Consider the following 18,973-nt stretch of genomic DNA (forward strand, 5'->3'; position numbering starts at 1 on the left):
GCCTGGGCGTCCCACGCCGCCGCTTGCAGCTCAGCGATAGCGCCAGTAGCCCTCGACCCAGACGTGCGGCGATGACCAATGGCCAGGCACCCAGACACGGGCGTGCCGCGGCGCAACGACGACACAGCCGGCCAGCGACAGGCTGCCCGCCAGCAGCAAGGCGGCGATCAACAGCGGCGTACGGCGCATGGGCGTTCCTTAGATCCGCAAGGGTGATCCCCAGAACGCCCGCTCCCCTGCCGCGATGACGCGCCTGCTCCGGCCGCCGTGCCTGCCGTTCAGCTGCCGGCGGTGCGCCTCACGCTTGGCGGAGGCGCTGCACCGTATCGCGGTAGCGCTGCGCGATGCGGTCCTCGTCGTGATGGCGGAAGTCGCGCACGACCCAGCGGCCGCCGCACATCACGTCGCGCACCAGCGGCGTGTTGCCGGCGAAAAGGAAGCTGTCCAGCACCGAGGCCTCGTCGCGCGCGGCGAGCAGCGGCGAGCCGTCGTCGAGCACCAGCAGGTCGGCACGGCAGCCGGCGCGTATCGCGCCGACCGGCAGCCCGGCCGCCTGCGCGCCACCGTGCAGCGCCGCGCGCCACAGCGTCTGGCCCACGCTCGCGCCCTCGCGGCGGGCGGCGATGTTGCGGTGGCGGGTGGCCAGGCGCTGGCCGTACTCCAGCCAGCGCAATTCCTCTACCGGCGAGACGGAGATGTGCGAGTCCGAGCCGATGCCCAGCGCGCCGCCGGCATCGAGGTAGGCGGCCAGCGGAAACAGGCCGTCGCCGAGGTTCGCCTCGGTCGTGGGACACAGCCCGGCGACTGCGCCGCTGCGCGCCAGCCGCAGGGTTTCGTCGTCGCTGAGGTGAGTAGCATGCACCAGACACCAGCGCGCGCCGACGTCCGCATGGTCGAGCAGCCATTCGACCGGCCGGGCGCCGCGGATCGAGAGGCAGTCCTGCACTTCGCCGAGCTGCTCGGCGATGTGGATGTGGATCGGGCCATCATTTGCCAGCTCACTGGCGAGCACGGCCTGCAAGGCGTCCTCCGGCACGGCGCGCAGCGAATGCAGCGCGATGCCCGTGCGCAGGCCGGCATCCTGGTAGCCGCGCAGGACATCGAGCAGGCGCAGGTAATCGTCCACCTCGTGGCCGAAGCGCCGCTGCCGCGCGCCCAGCGGGCGGCCGTCGAAGCCGCCGCGCATGTACAGCACCGGCAGCAGGGTCAGCGCGATGCCCGCTTCGCGCGCCGCTTCGACCAACGCCAGCGACATCGCCTCCGGCGGCGCGTAGCGCGTGCCGTCGGGCCGGTGGTGCAGGTAGTGGAATTCGCACACCTGCGTGTAGCCGGCCTTGAGCATCTCCACATAGAGCTGCGCGGCGATGGCCTTGAGTTCGTCCGGACCGACCGAGGCGGCGAACGCATACATGGTCTCGCGCCAACTCCAGAAGCTGTCGTCCGCCTTGCCGCGACGTTCCGCCAGGCCCGCCATGGCGCGCTGGAAGGCATGCGAATGCAGGTTGGGCATGCCCGGCAGCACCCAGGTGCCCAGCGTCTCGGCGGGGCCATCTTCCACCGCCTGCAGCACGCCGTCCGCGTCGACGCCGAAGATGCCTTCACGGGACCAGCCCTCGCCCTGCCAGAAGTGGCCGGCGTGGCAGCGACGAAGGCGGGTGGACGGGGTCATGGCTCGCTCCTCGGAAAGGCGACCAGTGTATCCGCGCGCGCCCATCCGGTCCGTTCCGGCCGGACGGTGAAGGCCGGGCCACGACACGGCCAACGGTTCCACCACACTCCCTTTCCGATACTGGGCCATGGCCAAGAAGACACCCGAGCAATCCGCCAAGCTGCTGATGCGCCTGGCCCGTCCCGACGACGTGCCGGCGCTGGTGGACCTCACCGCCCGCGTCTACTCCCCCGCATGGGGCCATTCGGCCGAGATGCTGCGCTCCCAGCAGACCCACTTTCCCGAAGGCCAGTTCGTGGTGGAGTACGCCGGCAAGGTGGTGGGCTACTGCGCCACCTTCCGCATCGACGAGGCCACCGCGCTCGCGCCGCACACCTGGATGCAGATCACCGGCGGCGGCATGGCCTCCCGCCACAAGGCCGACGGCGACTGGCTCTACGGCATGGAAGTAGTGGTTCACCCGGACTACCGCGGCATGCGCATCGGCCAGCGGCTGTACCACGCGCGCAAGCGGCTGTGCATGGACCTCAAGCTGCGCGGCATCGTGTTCGGCGGGCGCATCCCCGGCCTGGCGAAGAACATCGGCCGCTACGGCAGCGCCGAGGCCTACGTGCGTGCGGTGGTCGCCGGCGAGCGGCGCGACGCGACGCTGAGCTTCCAGCTCACCAACGGCTTCGAGGTGGTCGGCCTGCTGCGCGCCTACGTGCCCTCGGACCACGAATCGCTGGGCTGGGCGGCGCAGCTGGTGTGGCGCAACCCGGCGCTGCTGGACCACCCGGACATCCCCTCGATCCCCTCGCCCAGGCACTTGCCGGACCTGGTCCGCGTGGCGTCGGTGCAGTACCTGCAGCGGCGCATCCGCTCGTTCGAGGAATTCGCCACCCAGGTGGAGTATTTCACCGACATCGCGGCGGACTACAACGCCGACTTCGTCACCTTCCCCGAGCTGATCACGCTGCAATTGCTGTCGATCGAGAACGCGGAACTCTCGCCGGTCGACGCCATCCGCAAGCTCAGCCACCACACGCCGCAGGTGAAAGATCTCTTTGGCCGCCTTGCGGTGCGCTACAACATCAACATCGTCGCCGGCTCGCATCCCACCGAGCAGCCCAACGGCGACATCCACAACGTCTGCTACGTCTGCCTGCGCGACGGCTCGCTCCACGAGCGCGAGAAGCTGCATCCCACGCCGAGCGAGCGCAACGTGTGGAACATCACCGGCGGCGAAAGCGCGGCCACCATCCAGACCGACTGCGGACCCATCGGCGTGATGATCTGCTACGACGCCGAATTTCCCGAGGTCGCCCGGCACCTTGTCGACCAGGGCGCGCTGATCCTGTTCGTGCCCTTCTGCACCGACGTGCGCGAGGGCTACCTGCGCGTGCGCTACTGCTCGCAGGCGCGCGCGATCGAGAACCAGTGCTACGTGGTGCTTTCGGGCAACGTGGGCAACCTGCCGGGCGTGAACAACTTCGACATCCAGTACGGGCAGAGCTGCATCCTCACCCCTAGCGACTTCCCCTTCGCGCGCGACGGCGTGGCGGCCGATTCAACGCCCAACATCGAGACCGTGCTGTTCGCCGACCTGCGCCTGGAAAGCCTGGCCCGCGCACGCAACGCCGGTGCGGTGACCAACCTCAAGGACCGCCGCTTCGACCTCTACGAGATGCGCTGGCGGCCGCAGCCGCTGTAGGCGGCTGTGCCCCGGGGCCTGCCTGGTGCTGGAGCAACGAAATGAAGCCCGCGCTGCGGGGTCTGCGATAATCGCCCGATGCCCACTTCCAACCCGCGCCTACAGGCCCTGCTCGGCCACGAGTTCTTCGCCCCGCACCAATGGAAGCGGCGCATCGCGCTGTGGAGCGGTGCGGTGCTGGTGGCGCTGGCGGCGATCCTGTTCGCCAAGGCGAGCACCTGGGCCTATCACCTGTTCCTGGGCATCCTGGCGCACGGTGTGTGGATCCCGCTGCTGCTGACGCCGGTGGTGTTCGGCCTGCTGTCCTGGGCCACCGCCGGACGCTTCCGCGCCACCCGCGGCAGCGGCATCCCGCAGGCGATCGCCACGCTGCACGTGGAAGACGAGCACTTCCGGCAGACGATGCTGGCGCTGCCGATCGCCGCCGGCAAAATGCTGCTCACGCTGATCGCGCTGGCGGCGGGCGCCTCGATCGGACGCGAGGGGCCGACGGTGCACGTGGGCGCGGGGCTGTTCTACTCCTTCGCGCGCCGGTTCGGCTTCAGCGACCCGAAGGCAGCCTCGCGCTTCATCCTTGCCGGCGGCGCGGCGGGCATCGCCGCGGCGTTCAACACGCCGCTGGCGGGCGTGGTGTTCGCCATCGAGGAGCTGGCCGGCACCTTCGAGCACCGCTTCAGCGGCCTGCTGCTCACCGCGGTGATCGTCGGCGGCGTGGTGTCGCTGGGGATCATGGGCAACTACGCCTACTTCGGTACGGTGGAAGCGAGCCTGCCGCTGGGCCATGCCTGGCTGGCGGTGCTGTTGTGCGGCGTGGTGTGCGGGCTGTTCGGCGGGCTGTTCGCGCGGCTGATCCTGCTCAGCAGGCGCGGCCCGCTGGCGCACATCGGCGCGCTGCGCGCACGCTGGCCGGTCGCCTTCGCCACAGGCTGCGGGCTGGTGCTGGCGGTGCTGGGCGTGGCGTTCCACGGCTCGGTCTACGGCACCGGCTACGACCAGGCGCGCGCCATCGTGCAGCAGGCAGCGGCCACGCCGGGCGAGAGCTTCGGCCTGGCCAAGCTGGCGGCCAATGTGGTCTCGTACTGGGCCGGCATCCCCGGCGGCATCTTCTCGCCGGCGCTGGCCGTCGGCGCCGGGCTGGGCCAGAACATCGCCCATTTCCTGCCCGGCGTGCCGGCCGCGGCGGTGGTGCTGCTGGGCATGAGCGCGTACCTCTCCGGCGTCACCGGCGCGCCGCTCACTTCGGCGGTGATCGCGATGGAGCTGACCGACAACCAGGCCATGATCATCCCCGTGATGGCCGCCTGTCTGCTGGCCCGCGCGGCCGCGTCGCTGCTCAGCCCCACGCCGGTCTACAAGGATTTCGCCGAGCGCCTGGTGCAGGAATTCGAGCGCCAGCAGGCGTCCCACCGCGCAGGCGCGCCCGAACCGCTGGAGCACGTGGGCCCGAGCAGCGCCTTCGACGAACCGGCGGCTCCGGTGGACGAGCCCTCATCCGTGGAGAAGCCATGAGCACGCCCCGCTGGGACCATCTCCTGCTCGACGCCACGCTGGCCACCTTTGCGGGCGACCGGCCGTTCGGCCTGATCGAAGCGGGTGCGCTGGCGCTCAAGGACGGCCGCATCGCCTGGGTCGGGCCGGCGTGCGACCTGCCCGCGGCACCCGATACGCTGGCGACCTCGATCGACCGGCTCGACGGCGCACTGGTCACGCCCGGGCTGATCGATTGCCATACCCACCTGGTGTTCGGTGGCGATCGCGCGCACGAATTCGACCTGCGCCTGAACGGCGCCAGCTACGAGGACATCGCCAAGGCCGGCGGCGGCATCGCCTCTACCGTGCGCGCCACCCGCGCGGGGGACGAGGATGCGCTGCTGCGCCAGAGCCTGCCGCGTGCGCACGCGCTGCTGCACGATGGCGTGACCACGCTGGAGATCAAGTCGGGCTACGGGCTGGACCTGGCTACCGAACGTCGCATGCTGCGCGTGGCGCGGCGCATCGGCGAAACACTCGGCATCACCGTGCGCACCAGCTTCCTGGGCCTGCACGCACTGGCGCCGGAGTACCGCGACCGCCGCACCGATTACGTGGCGCAGGTATGCGAGGCGATGCTGCCCGCCCTGGCCGCCGAAGGCCTGGTCGACGCGGTGGACGCCTTCTGCGAAGGCATCGGCTTCAGCCGGGAGGAGACCGCGCGCGTGTTCGAGCGTGCGAAGGCGCTGGGACTGCCGGTCAAGCTCCACGCAGAGCAGCTTTCCGACCTCGATGGCGCCGCGCTGGTGGCGCAATACCGCGGGCTGTCCGCCGACCACCTCGAACACCTGAGCGAGTCGGGCGTGCGCGCCATGGCCGCCGCCGGCACCGTGGCCGTACTGCTGCCCGGTGCCTTCTATGCGCTGCGCGAGACGCGGCTGCCGCCGATCGATGCGCTGCGTGCGCATGGCGTGCCGATCGCCATCGCCACCGATTGCAACCCGGGCACCTCGCCGCTGCTCTCGCTGCGGCTGGCGGCCAACGTGGCCTGCATGCTGTTCCGCCTCACGCCCGAGGAAGCGCTGCGCGGCATCACCGCCAACGCCGCCCGCGCGCTCGGCCTGGGCGATCGCGGCACGCTCGTCGTCGGCCAGCGCGCGGACCTGGCGGTGTGGCACGCATTGCAGCCCGCGGAGCTGTGCTACTGGATCGGCGGCAACCTGCTGCGCGCGCTCTGGATCGGCGGCGCCCCTGTCACCATCCCGTAGAAAGCGGAGGGATCGATCCTCTTGCGCAAGGCGAGGGCCACGTCCTTCCGCGGCAGGATCCGGGTGCCTGCGCAGCGAAGAAGGGACCGCCTGTCGCGCGGCATTGCACCGTGGTTGCGCTAGTCCTTCGGCGTCTTGGCCGGAATGAACGGCGAGACCGGGTCGCTCGCAGGGAAGGTTTCCTCCACCGCCTCGTCGGTGAGATCGCTCTCGTGGGCCTTACGGCCTTTCCGCTCGTTCTCGGTTTCCGGCCGCTGGGGCTTGGCGTGGTCCGGATGCCTGATGTCTTTGCGGTCGTGGCTGCTCATGGTGTGGCTCCGCTGAATGCTGTTCCATTCCGGCAGGCGCGCGTCGATGCGCGCGATATCGGCCCCGGCGACCTCCTCCATGCATGCCAGGGCGCGCTGGTTGCGCAAGGGTGTCTGCGAGGCGACGCCGTCGGCCGGCACCCATAGGGGAAAGCCGCGCATCTGCGCATCCAGCGCCGTGCGCAGCACGCAGTCGTCGCCGGCGATGCCGACCACGGCGAGCGCCTGTATGTCCAGCTTCTCGAGCAGGGTGGACAGCGGTGTCTCGTAGAACGCCGAATGCCGGGGCTTGAGAACGAAATAGTCTTCCACGCCGGGCAGCAGGCCATCGCTCAATGCTGCGCCCCGCGAACCGACGCGCCGGCAATGCTCGACGACCTTGGCGAAATCGGCATGCCAGCGCCCGAAGTTGTCATTGGCATAGACCACCGGTAGCCCGCGTGCGTGGTACCAGTCGCGCAGGTGCGCGATCGCACTGGCCGCCGGCATCGCCTGTTCCAGCAGGGCTTCGCCTCCCTCGAACTCCAGGCCGTTGAGCATGTCGATGATCAGCAACGCGCTGTGCGAGGGCTCGAAGGGTGCGTCCGGACCGGGTTGCAGGTTGTTGCCCATGGCCGCTGCCCGCCTCAGCCCGCCTGCGCCTTTTTCTTCAGTTCCAGCTTGCGCTGCGCGAGCTGCTCGCCCAGCTCATCGATCGCCTTCTTGCCCATCAGCGCCCTGGCGCGCTTGAACATCTCCTTTTCTTCCTCATCGGCGTGATGCTCGAACAGTTCCTTGAGCACCTTGGCGCGACCGGAGAACTTCTCGCTTGCGGCATCGGTCTTGAGCAGATCGGGCAGCACCAGGTCACCTGCTGCGCGGTGTTCCTCCAGCGCCTCGAAATACATCTTGGCGTCGTCCCTGCCGTCGCCCGCGTCCTTGAAGGCCGGATAGAAGATCTCTTCCTCGATGGTGTTGTGCACCGTGAGGTTGGTCTGGATCTTTTCGAGCAGCTCCTTGCGCTTCTTCACCCCGCGGGTAGTGGTGCCGGTCAGCTCGTCCAGCAGCGCACGCATGTTCTTGTGGTCCTGCGTCAAAAGCTCGATCGCGTTCATGTCCGCTCCGCTTATGCCCCGCGTTGGGAACACTTCCATGGGCGCGGTGAAGCGCGTGTCTTCCGCTGTTTAATTCCTGCGGGAGGCGCAAAAACAAAAACCCCCGCGGGGGCGGGGGTCTTGTGTCCGGCGGTTGAGAAACCGCTCAGGCGGACTTCTTCCTCGGCGCGGCCTTCTTGGCGGCGGCCGGCTTGGTCACGGTAGCCTTGGCGCCGACCACGGCCGGCTGCGCGTCATGCGCACGGGTGTTGCCGTAGCTGCCGCGGTAGGTCTTGCCGCGACGGGTCTTGCGATCGCCCTTACCCATGGGAACTCCTTGATTCGTAATACGTGAGTGGCCGAGCATCGTAGCAGCGGGCGGGTAAAGCGCAAGAGCGCCGCGGCAACTGTCCGCCACGGCTCAACGGTGCCCGTGCCCGAGGCAATCACGCGCATGGTCGGTGCACGCGCCGGCATCGACCTGCACGGTCACATGCAGGATGCCGAAACGCTGGCGCAGCAGCGTGTGGATCGCGGCCACTGCTGCGGAGCCGTCGCCCTCGCCCACCTGCGCGTGCAGCGTGGCCATGCGAGAACCGGAAGCAAGCTGCCACACGTGCAGGTGATGGATGTCGCTGATCGAGCCATCGGCCAGGCGCAGCGCCTGCTCGACCTCGCCGACGTCGAGGTCCTCGGGCACGCCTTCGAGCAGGATGTGCGCCGACTTGCGCAGCAGCCGCCAGGCATTGCCCAGGATCAGCAGCGAGACCAGCAGCGAGAGCACCGGGTCGGCCCAGTTCCAGTGCAGCCAGCGCACCGCCAGCGCCGCCAGCACGGCGCCGACCGAGCCGAGCAGGTCACCCAGCACATGCAGGCTGGCGCTGGCCATGTTGACGTCGTCGTGGGCATGGCCGTGCAGGATGCGCAGCACCAGCAGGTTCACCAGCAGGCCCACCGCCGCCACCGCCAGCATCACGCCGGAGAGGATCGCGCCGGGGTGCAGCAGGCGGGTCACCGCCTCGTACGCGATGAAACCGACCAGCACGAACTGGGTCAACGCATTGACGAAACCGGCCAGCACCTCGAGCCGCCCGTAGCCGAAGCTGCGCCGGGCGTCGGCCGGGCGCATCGCCAGCCGCGCGCCCGCGAAGGCCAGCGCGAGCGCCAGCGCATCGACCATCATGTGGCCGGCATCCGCGAGCAGCGCAAGCGAACCCGACCAGAAGCCGCCCACGGCCTCGGCCAGCAGCATCAGCACGGTCAGCAGGAACGCGACCAGCAGCTTGCGGCCGCGCGCGTGCCCGTCGTGTTCGCCGTGATCGTCGTGGTCGTGGTCGTGGGGCGGATGCGGGTGATCGTGCTGCTTGCTCATCGCGTCATCGTAGGAAGGCCACACCGCGTTACACAATCACTGCGCGCCTCATTGCGCGCAGCCTGGCCCATGTACGTGCGCCTGCCGCCGGTCCGTGCGCAGGTTGACGAAGTGCGCGCTCGCCAGCAGCACGCCGCCGCAGGTCACCAGCGCGCTGTGCAAGACGAGCGGATAGCGCTCGGCCACGGTGACGCCCAGCAGCAGCAGCGCCAATGCCGGGAATGCCAGCAACAAGGGAACCGGCCGGCGATGGCGGCGGTAGCCGTTGACCAGCGTCAGCAGTGCGAGCGCGCAGGCGAACACCACGAAGGCGCGCTCGAAGCGATGGTCGGCGAGGAATTCCAGGCCCACCAGCGGCAGCATCGCCAGCACGAAGGGCAGCGCCGCGCAATGGATCGCACACAGGAACGAGGCGATGGCACCGAGCCTGTCGGCGGTATGCCATGCGCGGGAGGGTAGCGGCGGGGCCATCGCGGCTTCCAGGAAGGAACGCCGAGCATGTTACATTATAACAACGATGGCTGTCATCGCCCGGCGACCGGCGGTCAACCGGATTGTCACAGCGACGTTCTAGCCTTGGTCGAGCGCCGGGCCCCATGCCCGTCGTCCGGGTCCACGATTTTCCGGTGCGGCAACGTTCCCTCCCCGCCAACACCGGAAAACCCGCGGGGCGCGATACGGGATGTATCGCGCCCCGCTCCTTTGTCCAGCCGTCAACTCTTGCGGCAGTGCTTGCACAGGCCGTGCACTTCCAGCGTCTGCGCCTGCGGGCGGAAGCCGAACGCGCGCGCCTGCGCCTCGATCAGCTCGGCCACCCGCGCGTCGCAGACCTCCTGCGCGCTGGCGCAGTTGTCGCAGATCAGGAACGGCACCTGGTGCGCCTCGGCCGGATGGTGGCAGGAGACGTACGCGTTGATCGATTCGAGCTTGTGGATGAAGCCCTGCTCGAGCAGGAAATCCAGCGAACGGTAGACCGTGGGCGGCGCGGCGTTGCCGTGGCGCTCGCGCAGCTGGTCGAGCAGGTCGTAGGCCTTCACCGGCTTGCCCGCCGCGGCGATCAGCTCCAGCACTTCCTTGCGCAGCGGCGTCAGCCGCAGGCCGCGCGCTTCGCTGGCATGCTCGACCGCCGCCACGAAACCGCCGGCGTCGTCATGATGATGGTGCGTGTGCGCCTTGCCTGACACGTGGCATTTCCCGTAAGCCTGCGCAGATGATAGCCCCGCGCCCGGCAGTTTAGGTTGGGACGCGCGCGCCCGATCCCAACGGTCGCTATCGCCGCGGCAGTGGCGGCGGCAGCTCGCGGCGGCGCCGGCGCAGGACGACCAGCCAACCGATCGGGCCCAGCACGAAAGCCCAGGCGACGCCCTCGGCGGTGCGTCCGCGCCACCAGCCCAGCAGCGCACCGCCGGCGAGGAAGAAGAGGTTCCACCAGATGAGCGTGGTCCAGGGCACCAGCGCCAGCAGGTTGAGGAAGACACGCAAGAACGCATCGGGGGCGTCGGGATCGACGCCCTGCATGGCGCGGGCAAGGAGCTCGTCCATGCCTGCGCGCCCCGGAATCAGCCCTGTGCGCGGGCGAGCGCGTCGCCGATGCGCTTGAGCGCCTCGCCACGGCCGGCCAGGTAGATGGTGTGGTCGATCGAGGGCGACACCTGGGTGCCGGTCATCGCCACGCGCAACGGCTGGGCGATCTTGCCCATGCCCAGTTCCAGTTTCGCGGCGATCTGTTCGATCGCCTGGTGGATCGGCTCGGGCTTCCACTCGACGCCGCCCAGCAAGGCTTTCGCCTCGCTCAACACGGCGACGGCGCTGTCGTTCTGCAGGTGCTTGGCGACCGCCTTCTCGTCCCATTCGGCGATTGGCGCGTACCAGACCCTGGCGCGCTCGGCCATCTCCTTGAGCGTGTGCACGCGGTCGCGCAGCGCAACGATCACGTCGACGGGCGCTGGGCCCTTCGCAACGTCGACGCCGGCACGCTCGAGGTGCCATGCGAACTCCGGCGCGAGCGCCTGCGGATCCTCGGTCTTCAGGTAATGCTGGTTGAGCCAGCCGAGCTTCTCGGTGTCGAAGCGCGAGGCGGCCCGGTTCACGTCGGAAATATCGAACAGACGAATCATCTCCTCGCGCGAAAAGATCTCCTGGTCGCCATGCGACCAGCCCAGCCGCACCAGGTAGTTGAGGATCGCGTGCGGCAGGTAGCCGGCGTCGCGGTACTCCATCACGCTGACCGAGCCGGTGCGCTTGGAGAGCTTCTTGCCCTCCTTGTCCAGGATCATCGGCAGGTGCGCGAACTCCGGCACCGCTGCGCCCAGCGCATGATAGATGTTGATCTGGCGCGGCGTGTTGTTGACGTGGTCGTCGCCACGGATCACCTCGGTGATGCCCATGTCGATGTCGTCGACCACCACCGCGAAGTTGTAGGTCGGCCAGCCGTCGGAGCGGAAGATCACCAGGTCGTCCAGTTCGGCGTTGGCCCACTCCACGCGACCCTTGACCTTGTCCTCGAACACCACCGCGCCTTCGGTGGGGTTCCTGAAGCGGATCACCCGGTTGGGGTCCTCGCGGTACGGCTCGTTGCGGTCGCGGTAATAGCCGTTGTAGCGAGGCTTCTCGCCCCGGGCCATGGCCGCCTCGCGCATCGCCTCGATCTCTTCCTTGCTCTCGTAGGCATAGTAGGCCTTGCCTTCGGCGAGCAGGCGCTCGGCCACCTCCTTGTAGCGGGCCAGGCGATGGGTCTGGTAGATCGCCGGCTGGTCGGCGGACAGGTCCAGCCAGGCCATCGCGTCGAGGATCGCCTGCACCGCCTCGTCCGTGGAACGCTCGCGGTCGGTATCCTCGATGCGCAGCAGGAACTGCCCGCCGCGGCGGCGCGCTTCCAGCCAGCAGTACAGCGCGGTGCGCGCACCGCCGATATGCAGGAAACCGGTGGGACTGGGAGCGAAACGGGTGCGGACGGTCATGGAGAATCTTCTGGTGCGAGGCCAAACGAGGGATTTTAGCCGATACCCGGCACCCAGCCGATGCAAGATACGCCTGTTGCCGATGATCGCCGCGGCCGGATGGCTCGCGCTCACCGCCACGGCGCACGCGGACAACCCCGGGTACGACCGCCCGGGCATCGGCTTCACCCCCGCCGTGCTCGGCGCCGGCCAGGTCACCTGGGAACAGGGCCTGCCCGACCTGAGCCTCGACCGCGTCGGGGGCGTCGGCTCGCGCCAGGCCAGCATCGACACCCTGCTGCGCGTGGGGTTGGGCGGCCCGGTCGAACTGCAGCTGGGCAGCACGCCCTATGCGCGCCTGCGCAGCGGCGGCGAACGCGACGACGGTCACGGCGACAGCGTACTGGGCCTCAAGTTCGCCCCCGCGGCCAGTGGCCCGTTCACCTGGGGCCTGTTGGCCAGCGTCGAGTTCACCGATGGTTCGCCCTCGCTGCGCGCGGACCGTCGCCAGTACCTGCTGGGCGCCCAGTTCAACCTGCAACTCGATGCGAGCAATGCCCTGGGCCTGTATCTGGAAGAGGTTCGCGCCGGCCGCACCAACCGCCCCACGCTCGCCCTGAACGAAGGCTTCGCGCTGCGCCCGGACCTCAACGTCTACGCCGAGGCCGCCTGGCTGCGCATACCCGGACGGGGCAGCGGCAGCCTGGCCGGCGCCGGCCTTGCCTGGCAGGTCACGCCGCGCGTGCAATGGGACGCCGGGCTGGACCGGCGTCTTGCAGGCGCGGCGCCGCACTGGCTGGCGAACTTCGGCGTCTCGGTCTATTTCGGCCGCTGACCCGCCGCGCATCCCGCTCAATCAGAGTCCGCGGTATTCGCAGCCCCAGCCGTAGCAGACGATCATGTTCGGATCGAGGTGCAATGCTCCGAGCATGATGGCGGGGACGCCACCGGACATCGGCGGCACGATCTGCGGCGAAGCCTGGTCGATGATGATCTCGGGCGGGGCCTTCTCCGGCGGCGGCTGCCGCAGGACGAACTTCACCGTGAACAGCGGGTGGTGCGCGGGACGCGACTCGCGCAGCGACTGCGTGGCCTGCTGCGGCTCCATCGCAGCGGTAGCGGTGGCAGCGACCGGCAATGCCAGCAAGGCGACGGCGATCAGCGTGGCTTTCATGCGCGACCTCCCGCAACGGTACCCGTTCAGATGGATGGTAATCCTTCCGGATGCCCGTCGGCGGATCGAGCGCACTTGCCCGGCGTGGCCGACCCCTATGGCAGGGGACGGGATTCCGGACATGCTGGTGCAGTGACGTGGAGCCCGGTATCGGCATGGCCGATTGCCCTTGCTGCGGCGGCGGCGAACAACCTGGCGAGCGCAGCGGCGAACCGCACCCGTTTCGCGACCGGCCTCCCTGGACGGGGCGCCCGGCGTGCTCTGCGCCGCATCCCGTCATGCCGCCGTCACCGGCGTGCCATGGGCGCGCAACGCCCTGGTCCGAAACTTCATCCGGCCCCGATGGGAACTTGCAGAATGCGCATCGGCATCGTCAGCGAAACCTATCCGCCGGAGATCAACGGCGTCGCACTGACCGTGCACAGCCTGGCTGCCGGGCTGGCCGCGCGCGGGCACAGCATCGACCTGGTCCGCCCGCGCCAGCGCGGCACGTTCGAGGACGAGCCCGGCATCCTGGTGCAGGAAGTGCGCGGCATGGCGTTGCCGCGCTATCCGGGGCTGCGCATGGGGTTGCCTGCCGGCCGCCTGCTGAGCGAGCGCTGGCGGCGCCTGCGGCCGGATGCCGTGTACATCGCCACCGAAGGTCCGCTCGGCCATTCGGCGCAGCGCGCGGCGATGCACCTGGGCATCCCGGTAGCCACGGGCTTCCATACCCGCTTCGACAGTTATGCCGCACACTATGGGCTGGGCGCGCTGGCGCCGGCCGTACGCGGCTATCTGCGCCGCTTCCACCGCCGCGCGGATGCCACGCTGGTGCCAACCGATGCGCTGGCGGACGAGCTGCGCGGTTTGGGCGTCGACAACGTGCGCCTGTTGCGCCGCGCGGTCGATACCGCGCAGTTCCACCCGGCCTGGCGGGACGCGGCGCTGCGCGCCAGTTGGGGCGTCGACGGCAGCACGCCGGTGGTGCTGTATGTCGGGCGCATCGCGGCGGAAAAGAACCTGGCGCTGGCCGTGCAGGCCTTTCGCGCCATCCAGCAGCGCATGCCCCGGGCGCGTTACGTCTGGGTGGGCGATGGCCCCGCGCGCGCCGCGCTGGCCGCCGCCAACCCGGACTTCATCTTCGCTGGCATGCAGCGCGGCGAATCGCTGGCACGCCATTACGCCAGCGCGGACGTATTCCCTTTCCCCAGCCTCAGCGAGACCTTCGGCAACGTGATCCTGGAGGCGCTCGCCGCCGGCCTGCCGGTGGTGGCGTTCGACCAGGGCGCCGCGCGCGACCACCTGCGTCACGCGCACAATGGCTACGGCATTGCACCGGGCGACACGGAGGGTTTCATTGCCGCCGCGGAGACGCTGGCATGCAACCCGGGGCTGATCCGGCACATGGGACGTGCCGCACGGGCCAGCGTCGAACGGCTTTCGCCCGACACGGTGCTGCGCGAATTCGAAGAGTTGCTGCGCGGGCTCGCGCGGCGGGAGGGGCCTGTCCATGCCATCTGCATCGCCCACGCCTGAGTTGCCGCGCTTCGCGCTGGACCGGCACGTCTGCGTGCTCGCCAACCGTTGGGGAACCCGGCGCGCGGTCGGTGCCGCGTTCGGCCTGGTCAGCCGCCTGGGCGACGGAATGTTCTGGTACGCACTGATGCTGGCGATTGCGCTTGCCGACGGCAGGCGCGGCGTCGGCGCAGCGGCACACATGGCGGTAACCGGGCTGGCCGCGCTGCTGCTCTATCGCCTGCTCAAGCGCTGGACGCGCCGGCCGCGGCCGTTCCGCGCCTGCCCTGGCGTCATCGCGCACGTGGCGCCGCTGGACGAGTTCAGCTTTCCCTCCGGCCACACCCTGCAGGCGGTCGGCTTCACGATCGTCGCGCTGTCCTGGTATCCGGGCCTGGCACCGCTGCTGCTCGGCTTCACCGCGCTGGTGGCGATGTCGCGCGTGGTGCTCGGGCTGCACTACCCCAGTGACGTGCTGGCGGCGATCGGCATCGGCGGCGTGCTCGGCGGCAGCTCGCTGTGGCTGGTCGGTCTCCTGTAGAGCAAAAGAACGGGCACGGCCACGCACGCGATCGACGATCGTGCGGCCGGCTGGTCAGTTCTTGCCCACGCCGTCGCATCGCGCTTGCCGATCAGCAGGATAGGCCACCTATCCACAGGCTTGCCCCAGCCGGTTCCACAGGCGCTGTGGAAAACGCATAGAGGCAAGCACCGGCCACGGGCAAAACTTCGCCAGTGCGTGCCAAGTGCCTGTCGGCAAAGCGGGCCGCACGGCTTGTCCACAGGCTTATCCGTAAGGCATCCACACCCGCTGTGGAAAACGCAGCTCGCGGAAACGACGATGCCGCCCGCAGGCGGCATCGTCCTTTCACTTGACCGCGCAGCTCAGGCGGCGCGCGGCGCCTTCATCAGCAGGCCGAACAGCTCGGCAAGCTTGTCGCGCATCTCGCGGCGGTCGACGATCAGGTCGATCGCGCCGTGCTCGAGCAGGAACTCCGAACGCTGGAAACCTTCCGGCAACGTCTCGCGCACGGTCTGCTCGATCACGCGCGGCCCGGCGAAGCCGATCAGCGCCTTCGGTTCGCCGATGTTGATGTCGCCGAGCATGGCCAGGCTGGCAGACACGCCGCCGGTGGTGGGGTTGGTCATCACGCTGATATAGGGCACGCCGGCATCGCGCATGCGCGCGAGCGCCGCGGAGGTCTTGGCCATCTGCATCAACGAGAACAACGCTTCCTGCATGCGGGCGCCGCCGGTGGCGGAGAAGCACACCAGCGCGCTCTTCTCGGCCAGTGCGCGCTCGGCGGCGCGGGTGAACTTCTCGCCCACCACCGAGCCCATCGAGCCACCCATGTAGGAAAACTCGAACGCGGCGGCGATGAGCGGGCGGCCCTTGAGGCGGCCGCTCACGGTCAGCAGCGCGTCCTTCTCGCCGGTGGACTTCTGCGAAGCGACGATGCGGTCGCGGTACTTCTTCGAATCGCGGAATTTCAGCGGATCGGTCGGCTCCAGGCTCGACCAGAGCTCCTGCGTGGAACCCTCGTCGAACAGCGACAGCAGCCGCTCGCGCGCACCGATCGGATGATGGTGGCCGCACTTGGGGCAGACCATCAGGTTGCGCTCCAGCTCCGGCCGGTACAGCACGGTGCCGCAGCCGCCACACTTCTCCCATACGCCCTCGGGCACCTTGCCCTTGCCGGCCGGCGCGCTGTGCGTGCGTGCACGCGGGGTCATGATTTTCTGCAGCCAGTTCATGGGGACCTCATTAAAAACAGTACGTCACCGCAAGCCCTGGCCCTCTTCCCGGAGGACGAGGAGGCAGAAGCTACGGTGCATCCAGCGCCGCACGGATCGGTGCAAGAAACTCGCGCGCCCGCGTGGCGATCTCGCCCGCCTCCGTGGCGCCGGCCAGGCGCTCGACCAGCGCACTGCCGATCACCACGGCGTCGGCGAAACTGGCGATCGCTTTCGCGCTCGCCGCATCGCGCACCCCGAAGCCGACCGCCACCGGCGCCTTCGCCCCGGCGCGCACCCCGGCCACCCGCGCGGCGATGTCTGCCGTGCTCAGCCGTGCCGCCCCGGTGATGCCGGCGAACGACACATAGTACAGGAAGCCTTCGGCCGCCTTGCACAACTGCTCCATACGCGCGGGTGCGGTGGTGGGCGCAGCGAGCAGTATCCGGCGCAGGCCCGCGGCACGCAGCGGCTCCAGCGCCGCCGCTTCCTCCAGCGGGCAGTCGACGATCAGTACGCCATCGACGCCCGCACTGACGGCCGCTTCGGCGAAGCGCGCGTAACCGTACATCTCGATCGGGTTGAGGTAGCCCATCAGCACCACCGGCGTGTCGGCATCGCGCCGGCGGAACTCGCCGACCCAGCGCAGCACGTCGGCCAGGCCCGCGCCGCCGGCGATCGCCCGTTCACTGGCGTGCTGGATCACCGGGCCATCGGCCATCGGATCGGAGAACGGCACACCGAGTTCGATCAGGTCCGCACCGGCATCGACCAGCGCGTGCATCAGCGTGACCACATGCGCGGGCGCGGGATCGCCGGCGGTGACGAACGGGATCAAACCGGTGCGGCCAGCGGCAATGAGCGCGGCGAAACGGCGGTCGATGCGGTTCATACCTGCACTCCTTCGCGCGCGGCGATGGTGTGCACGTCCTTGTCGCCGCGGCCGGAGAGGTTGCACAGCACCAGTGCGTCCTTCGGGTATTCGCGTGCCAGCTTGATCGCCTGCGCCACCGCGTGGCTGGATTCCAGCGCGGCGAGGATGCCCTCGGTGCGCGCCAGCAGGTGGAACGCCTCCAGCGCCTCGTCATCGGTGACGCCCACGTACTCGGCGCGGCCGGCGTCCTTGAGGAAGGCGTGCTCGGGACCGACGCCCGGGTAATCCAGACCGGCGGAGACCGAGTGCGTCTCGGTGATCTGTCCGTTGTCGTCGCACAGCACGTAGGTGCGGTTGCCGTGCAGCACGCCCGGCCGTCCGGCCGAGAGCGAGGCGGCGTGATGGCCGGTGGCGATGCCCTCCCCGGCCGCCTCCGCACCGACGATGCGCACGCCGGCATCATTGAGGAAGGCGTGGAACAGGCCGATCGCGTTGGAGCCGCCGCCGACGCAGGCGGTGATCACGTCGGGCAGGCGGCCGTACTGGTCCAGCACCTGCGCGCGCGCCTCGCGGCCGACGATGGCATTGAAGTCGCGCACCATCTGCGGGTACGGGTGTGGTCCGGCCACCGTGCCGATGATGTAGAAGGTGTCGGCCACATGGGTGACCCAGTCGCGCATCGCCTCGTTGAGCGCGTCCTTCAGCGTTTTCGAGCCCGAGGTCACCGGCACCACCTCGGCGCCCAGCAGCTTCATGCGGTAGACGTTGATCTTCTGCCGCTCGATGTCCACCGCGCCCATGTAGACCACGCACTTCATGCCCAGGCGCGCGGCCACGGTGGCGGTGGCCACGCCGTGCTGGCCGGCGCCGGTCTCGGCGATCACGCGCGGCTTGCCCATGTGGCGGGCGACCAGGGCCTGGCCGACGGTGTTGTTGATCTTGTGCGCGCCGGTGTGGTTGAGGTCCTCGCGCTTGAGCAGGATCCGCGCGCCGCCCACCTGCCTGGACAGCCGCTCGGCGTGGTAGACCGGACTGGGCCGGCCGACGTAGTGCTTGAGGTCACGGTCGAGTTCGGCCAGGAACTGCGGGTCCTGGCGCAGGCGCCGGTAGGCTTCGGTCAGTTCGGCCAACGGCGCCATCAGCGTCTCGGCCACGTAGCTGCCGCCATAGGCGCCGAAGCGGCCGTGTTCGTCCGGCCAGCGGTGGAAATCCTGGGGCAATGACATGTGAGGTTCCCGTGCAGAGAAACGGCGCCCGCCTGGCAGGCAAAGTGGAAGGATAAGCCCCGCACGCTAGCGCAGGGCCGTTGCAAGGAAAAGCGATAAGATCGCTCTTACCTGTCAGAAAAACTCACATGATGCCCGCACGCGACCTGCCGCCACTCAACGCCCTGCGTGCCTTCGAGGCCACGGCGCGGCTGGCCAGCGTCAGCCGCGCAGCCAAGGAACTCAACGTCACCCATGGCGCCGTGAGCCGGCAGATCCGCGCGTTGGAAGAGGCCCTGGGCCAGCCGCTGTTCACCAGGCAAGGCCGTGGCCTGGCACTGACCGTGCCGGGCCGGCAACTGCGCGATGGTGCGGGCGCGGCTTTCGAGCAACTGCGCGAAAGCTGGGCGCGGCTGGCGCGCGCCGACACGCAGCGGCCGTTCGTGCTCGGCTGCCCCGGCAGCCTGCTGGCGCGCTGGATGATTCCCCGGCTCGACCGGCTCGGCCGCGACCTGCCTGCGCTGAAGTTGCACCTGAGCGCACAGGAGTCGCCGTTCGAGCCGGCACTGCTTGGCCTGGACGCGGCGCTGTTGCTGGCCGAACCGCCTTGGCCGGGCGAATGGCGCGTGCATGAACTGGCCCCCGTACGCATCGTGCCGGTGCTCAGTCCACTCTGTCCGGCCGCCGCCCGGCTCGC

21 protein-coding genes are annotated in these 18,973 nt (G+C 69.4%); 7 read left to right on the forward strand and 14 right to left on the reverse strand.

Annotated features, from left to right (window positions below; genetic code table 11):
- Window positions 1-30: 30 nt before the first annotated feature.
- Together HOQ08_RS13220 and HOQ08_RS13225 are read right to left on the reverse strand one after the other, a co-directional pair.
- Window positions 31-189, reverse strand: coding sequence for a hypothetical protein (locus HOQ08_RS13220; RefSeq protein WP_291195707.1), 159 nt, complete (start codon window positions 187-189; stop codon window positions 31-33).
- A 109-nt stretch (window positions 190-298) separates the two neighbouring features.
- The gene (locus tag HOQ08_RS13225; RefSeq protein ID WP_291195710.1) at window positions 299-1,669 is read right to left on the reverse strand and encodes a formimidoylglutamate deiminase; all 1,371 of its coding nucleotides are present in this window, start codon (window positions 1,667-1,669) and stop codon (window positions 299-301) included.
- Window positions 1,670-1,796: 127 nt separating this feature from the next.
- Between HOQ08_RS13225 and HOQ08_RS13230 the strand changes: the two genes are divergently transcribed.
- The 3 genes from HOQ08_RS13230 to hutI all read left to right on the forward strand — a co-directional run bounded on the left by HOQ08_RS13230 (window position 1,797) and on the right by hutI (window position 6,100).
- Window positions 1,797-3,362, forward strand: coding sequence for a bifunctional GNAT family N-acetyltransferase/carbon-nitrogen hydrolase family protein (locus HOQ08_RS13230; protein ID WP_291195713.1), 1,566 nt, complete (start codon window positions 1,797-1,799; stop codon window positions 3,360-3,362).
- A gap of 78 nt (window positions 3,363-3,440) precedes the next feature.
- Window positions 3,441-4,871: a chloride channel protein gene (locus tag HOQ08_RS13235; protein ID WP_291195716.1), complete on the forward strand. Its 1,431-nt coding sequence runs from the start codon at window positions 3,441-3,443 to the stop codon at window positions 4,869-4,871.
- A complete protein-coding gene (gene hutI, locus HOQ08_RS13240; RefSeq protein ID WP_291195719.1) occupies window positions 4,868-6,100 on the forward strand; it encodes an imidazolonepropionase in 1,233 nt (410 codons plus the stop codon). The genes HOQ08_RS13235 and hutI overlap by 4 nt, the downstream gene beginning before the upstream one ends.
- A 119-nt stretch (window positions 6,101-6,219) precedes the next feature.
- Here the strand turns inward: hutI and HOQ08_RS13245 are convergent, their stop codons facing one another.
- The 8 genes from HOQ08_RS13245 to gltX all read right to left on the reverse strand — a co-directional run bounded on the left by HOQ08_RS13245 (window position 6,220) and on the right by gltX (window position 11,813).
- Window positions 6,220-7,020, reverse strand: a complete 801-nt coding sequence (locus tag HOQ08_RS13245) for an isochorismatase family cysteine hydrolase (RefSeq protein ID WP_291195722.1) — start codon at window positions 7,018-7,020, stop codon at window positions 6,220-6,222.
- A gap of 14 nt (window positions 7,021-7,034) precedes the next feature.
- On the reverse strand, window positions 7,035-7,502 hold the full coding sequence (locus HOQ08_RS13250) for a hemerythrin domain-containing protein (RefSeq protein WP_291195725.1): 468 nt from the start codon (window positions 7,500-7,502) through the stop codon (window positions 7,035-7,037).
- Between the two features lie 145 nt (window positions 7,503-7,647).
- The gene (locus HOQ08_RS13255) at window positions 7,648-7,809 is read right to left on the reverse strand and encodes a 30S ribosomal protein THX (protein WP_291195728.1); all 162 of its coding nucleotides are present in this window, start codon (window positions 7,807-7,809) and stop codon (window positions 7,648-7,650) included.
- 93 nt (window positions 7,810-7,902) lie between these two features.
- Window positions 7,903-8,853, reverse strand: coding sequence for a cation diffusion facilitator family transporter (locus HOQ08_RS13260; RefSeq protein ID WP_291195730.1), 951 nt, complete (start codon window positions 8,851-8,853; stop codon window positions 7,903-7,905).
- A 48-nt stretch (window positions 8,854-8,901) separates the two neighbouring features.
- Window positions 8,902-9,324: a MerC domain-containing protein gene (locus HOQ08_RS13265; protein ID WP_291195733.1), complete on the reverse strand. Its 423-nt coding sequence runs from the start codon at window positions 9,322-9,324 to the stop codon at window positions 8,902-8,904.
- Between the two features lie 242 nt (window positions 9,325-9,566).
- Window positions 9,567-10,037, reverse strand: a complete 471-nt coding sequence (locus HOQ08_RS13270; RefSeq protein ID WP_291195736.1) for a transcriptional repressor — start codon at window positions 10,035-10,037, stop codon at window positions 9,567-9,569.
- Between the two features lie 85 nt (window positions 10,038-10,122).
- Entirely contained in the window at window positions 10,123-10,395 is a 273-nt protein-coding gene (locus HOQ08_RS13275) for a hypothetical protein (protein WP_291195738.1), read from the reverse strand.
- Window positions 10,396-10,412: 17 nt separating this feature from the next.
- Entirely contained in the window at window positions 10,413-11,813 is a 1,401-nt protein-coding gene (gene gltX / locus HOQ08_RS13280) for a glutamate--tRNA ligase (protein WP_291195740.1), read from the reverse strand.
- Between the two features lie 82 nt (window positions 11,814-11,895).
- Here gltX and HOQ08_RS13285 point away from each other — a divergent pair, with 82 nt between their 5' ends.
- Window positions 11,896-12,627: a transporter gene (locus HOQ08_RS13285; RefSeq protein WP_291195760.1), complete on the forward strand. Its 732-nt coding sequence runs from the start codon at window positions 11,896-11,898 to the stop codon at window positions 12,625-12,627.
- 21 nt (window positions 12,628-12,648) lie between these two features.
- Here HOQ08_RS13285 and HOQ08_RS13290 read toward each other — a convergent pair whose 3' ends face one another.
- Complete coding sequence (locus HOQ08_RS13290) at window positions 12,649-12,966, reverse strand: hypothetical protein (protein ID WP_291195743.1); 318 nt, start codon at window positions 12,964-12,966, stop codon at window positions 12,649-12,651.
- 357 nt (window positions 12,967-13,323) lie between these two features.
- Here HOQ08_RS13290 and HOQ08_RS13295 point away from each other — a divergent pair, with 357 nt between their 5' ends.
- Together HOQ08_RS13295 and HOQ08_RS13300 are read left to right on the forward strand one after the other, a co-directional pair.
- Window positions 13,324-14,484: a glycosyltransferase family 1 protein gene (locus tag HOQ08_RS13295; protein WP_291195746.1), complete on the forward strand. Its 1,161-nt coding sequence runs from the start codon at window positions 13,324-13,326 to the stop codon at window positions 14,482-14,484.
- Window positions 14,459-15,004, forward strand: a complete 546-nt coding sequence (locus HOQ08_RS13300) for a phosphatase PAP2 family protein (protein WP_291195749.1) — start codon at window positions 14,459-14,461, stop codon at window positions 15,002-15,004. The genes HOQ08_RS13295 and HOQ08_RS13300 overlap by 26 nt, the downstream gene beginning before the upstream one ends.
- 344 nt (window positions 15,005-15,348) lie before the next feature.
- Here the strand turns inward: HOQ08_RS13300 and accD are convergent, their stop codons facing one another.
- The 3 genes from accD to trpB all read right to left on the reverse strand — a co-directional run bounded on the left by accD (window position 15,349) and on the right by trpB (window position 18,297).
- The gene (gene accD, locus HOQ08_RS13305; RefSeq protein ID WP_291195751.1) at window positions 15,349-16,218 is read right to left on the reverse strand and encodes an acetyl-CoA carboxylase, carboxyltransferase subunit beta; all 870 of its coding nucleotides are present in this window, start codon (window positions 16,216-16,218) and stop codon (window positions 15,349-15,351) included.
- 70 nt (window positions 16,219-16,288) lie between these two features.
- Window positions 16,289-17,089, reverse strand: a complete 801-nt coding sequence (trpA, locus tag HOQ08_RS13310) for a tryptophan synthase subunit alpha (protein ID WP_291195753.1) — start codon at window positions 17,087-17,089, stop codon at window positions 16,289-16,291.
- The gene (gene trpB / locus HOQ08_RS13315; RefSeq protein WP_291195755.1) at window positions 17,086-18,297 is read right to left on the reverse strand and encodes a tryptophan synthase subunit beta; all 1,212 of its coding nucleotides are present in this window, start codon (window positions 18,295-18,297) and stop codon (window positions 17,086-17,088) included. Before trpB ends, trpA begins: the two co-directional genes overlap by 4 nt.
- A 131-nt stretch (window positions 18,298-18,428) precedes the next feature.
- On the opposite strand from trpB, the gene HOQ08_RS13320 reads away from it, so the two are divergent.
- The coding region (locus HOQ08_RS13320; RefSeq protein ID WP_291195757.1) for a LysR family transcriptional regulator at window positions 18,429-18,973 on the forward strand (545 nt) is incomplete at its 3' end.

It is taken from the genome of Frateuria sp., assembly GCF_013362045.1.
In the GTDB taxonomy this organism is placed as follows: Bacteria; Pseudomonadota; Gammaproteobacteria; order Xanthomonadales; family Rhodanobacteraceae; genus Frateuria_A.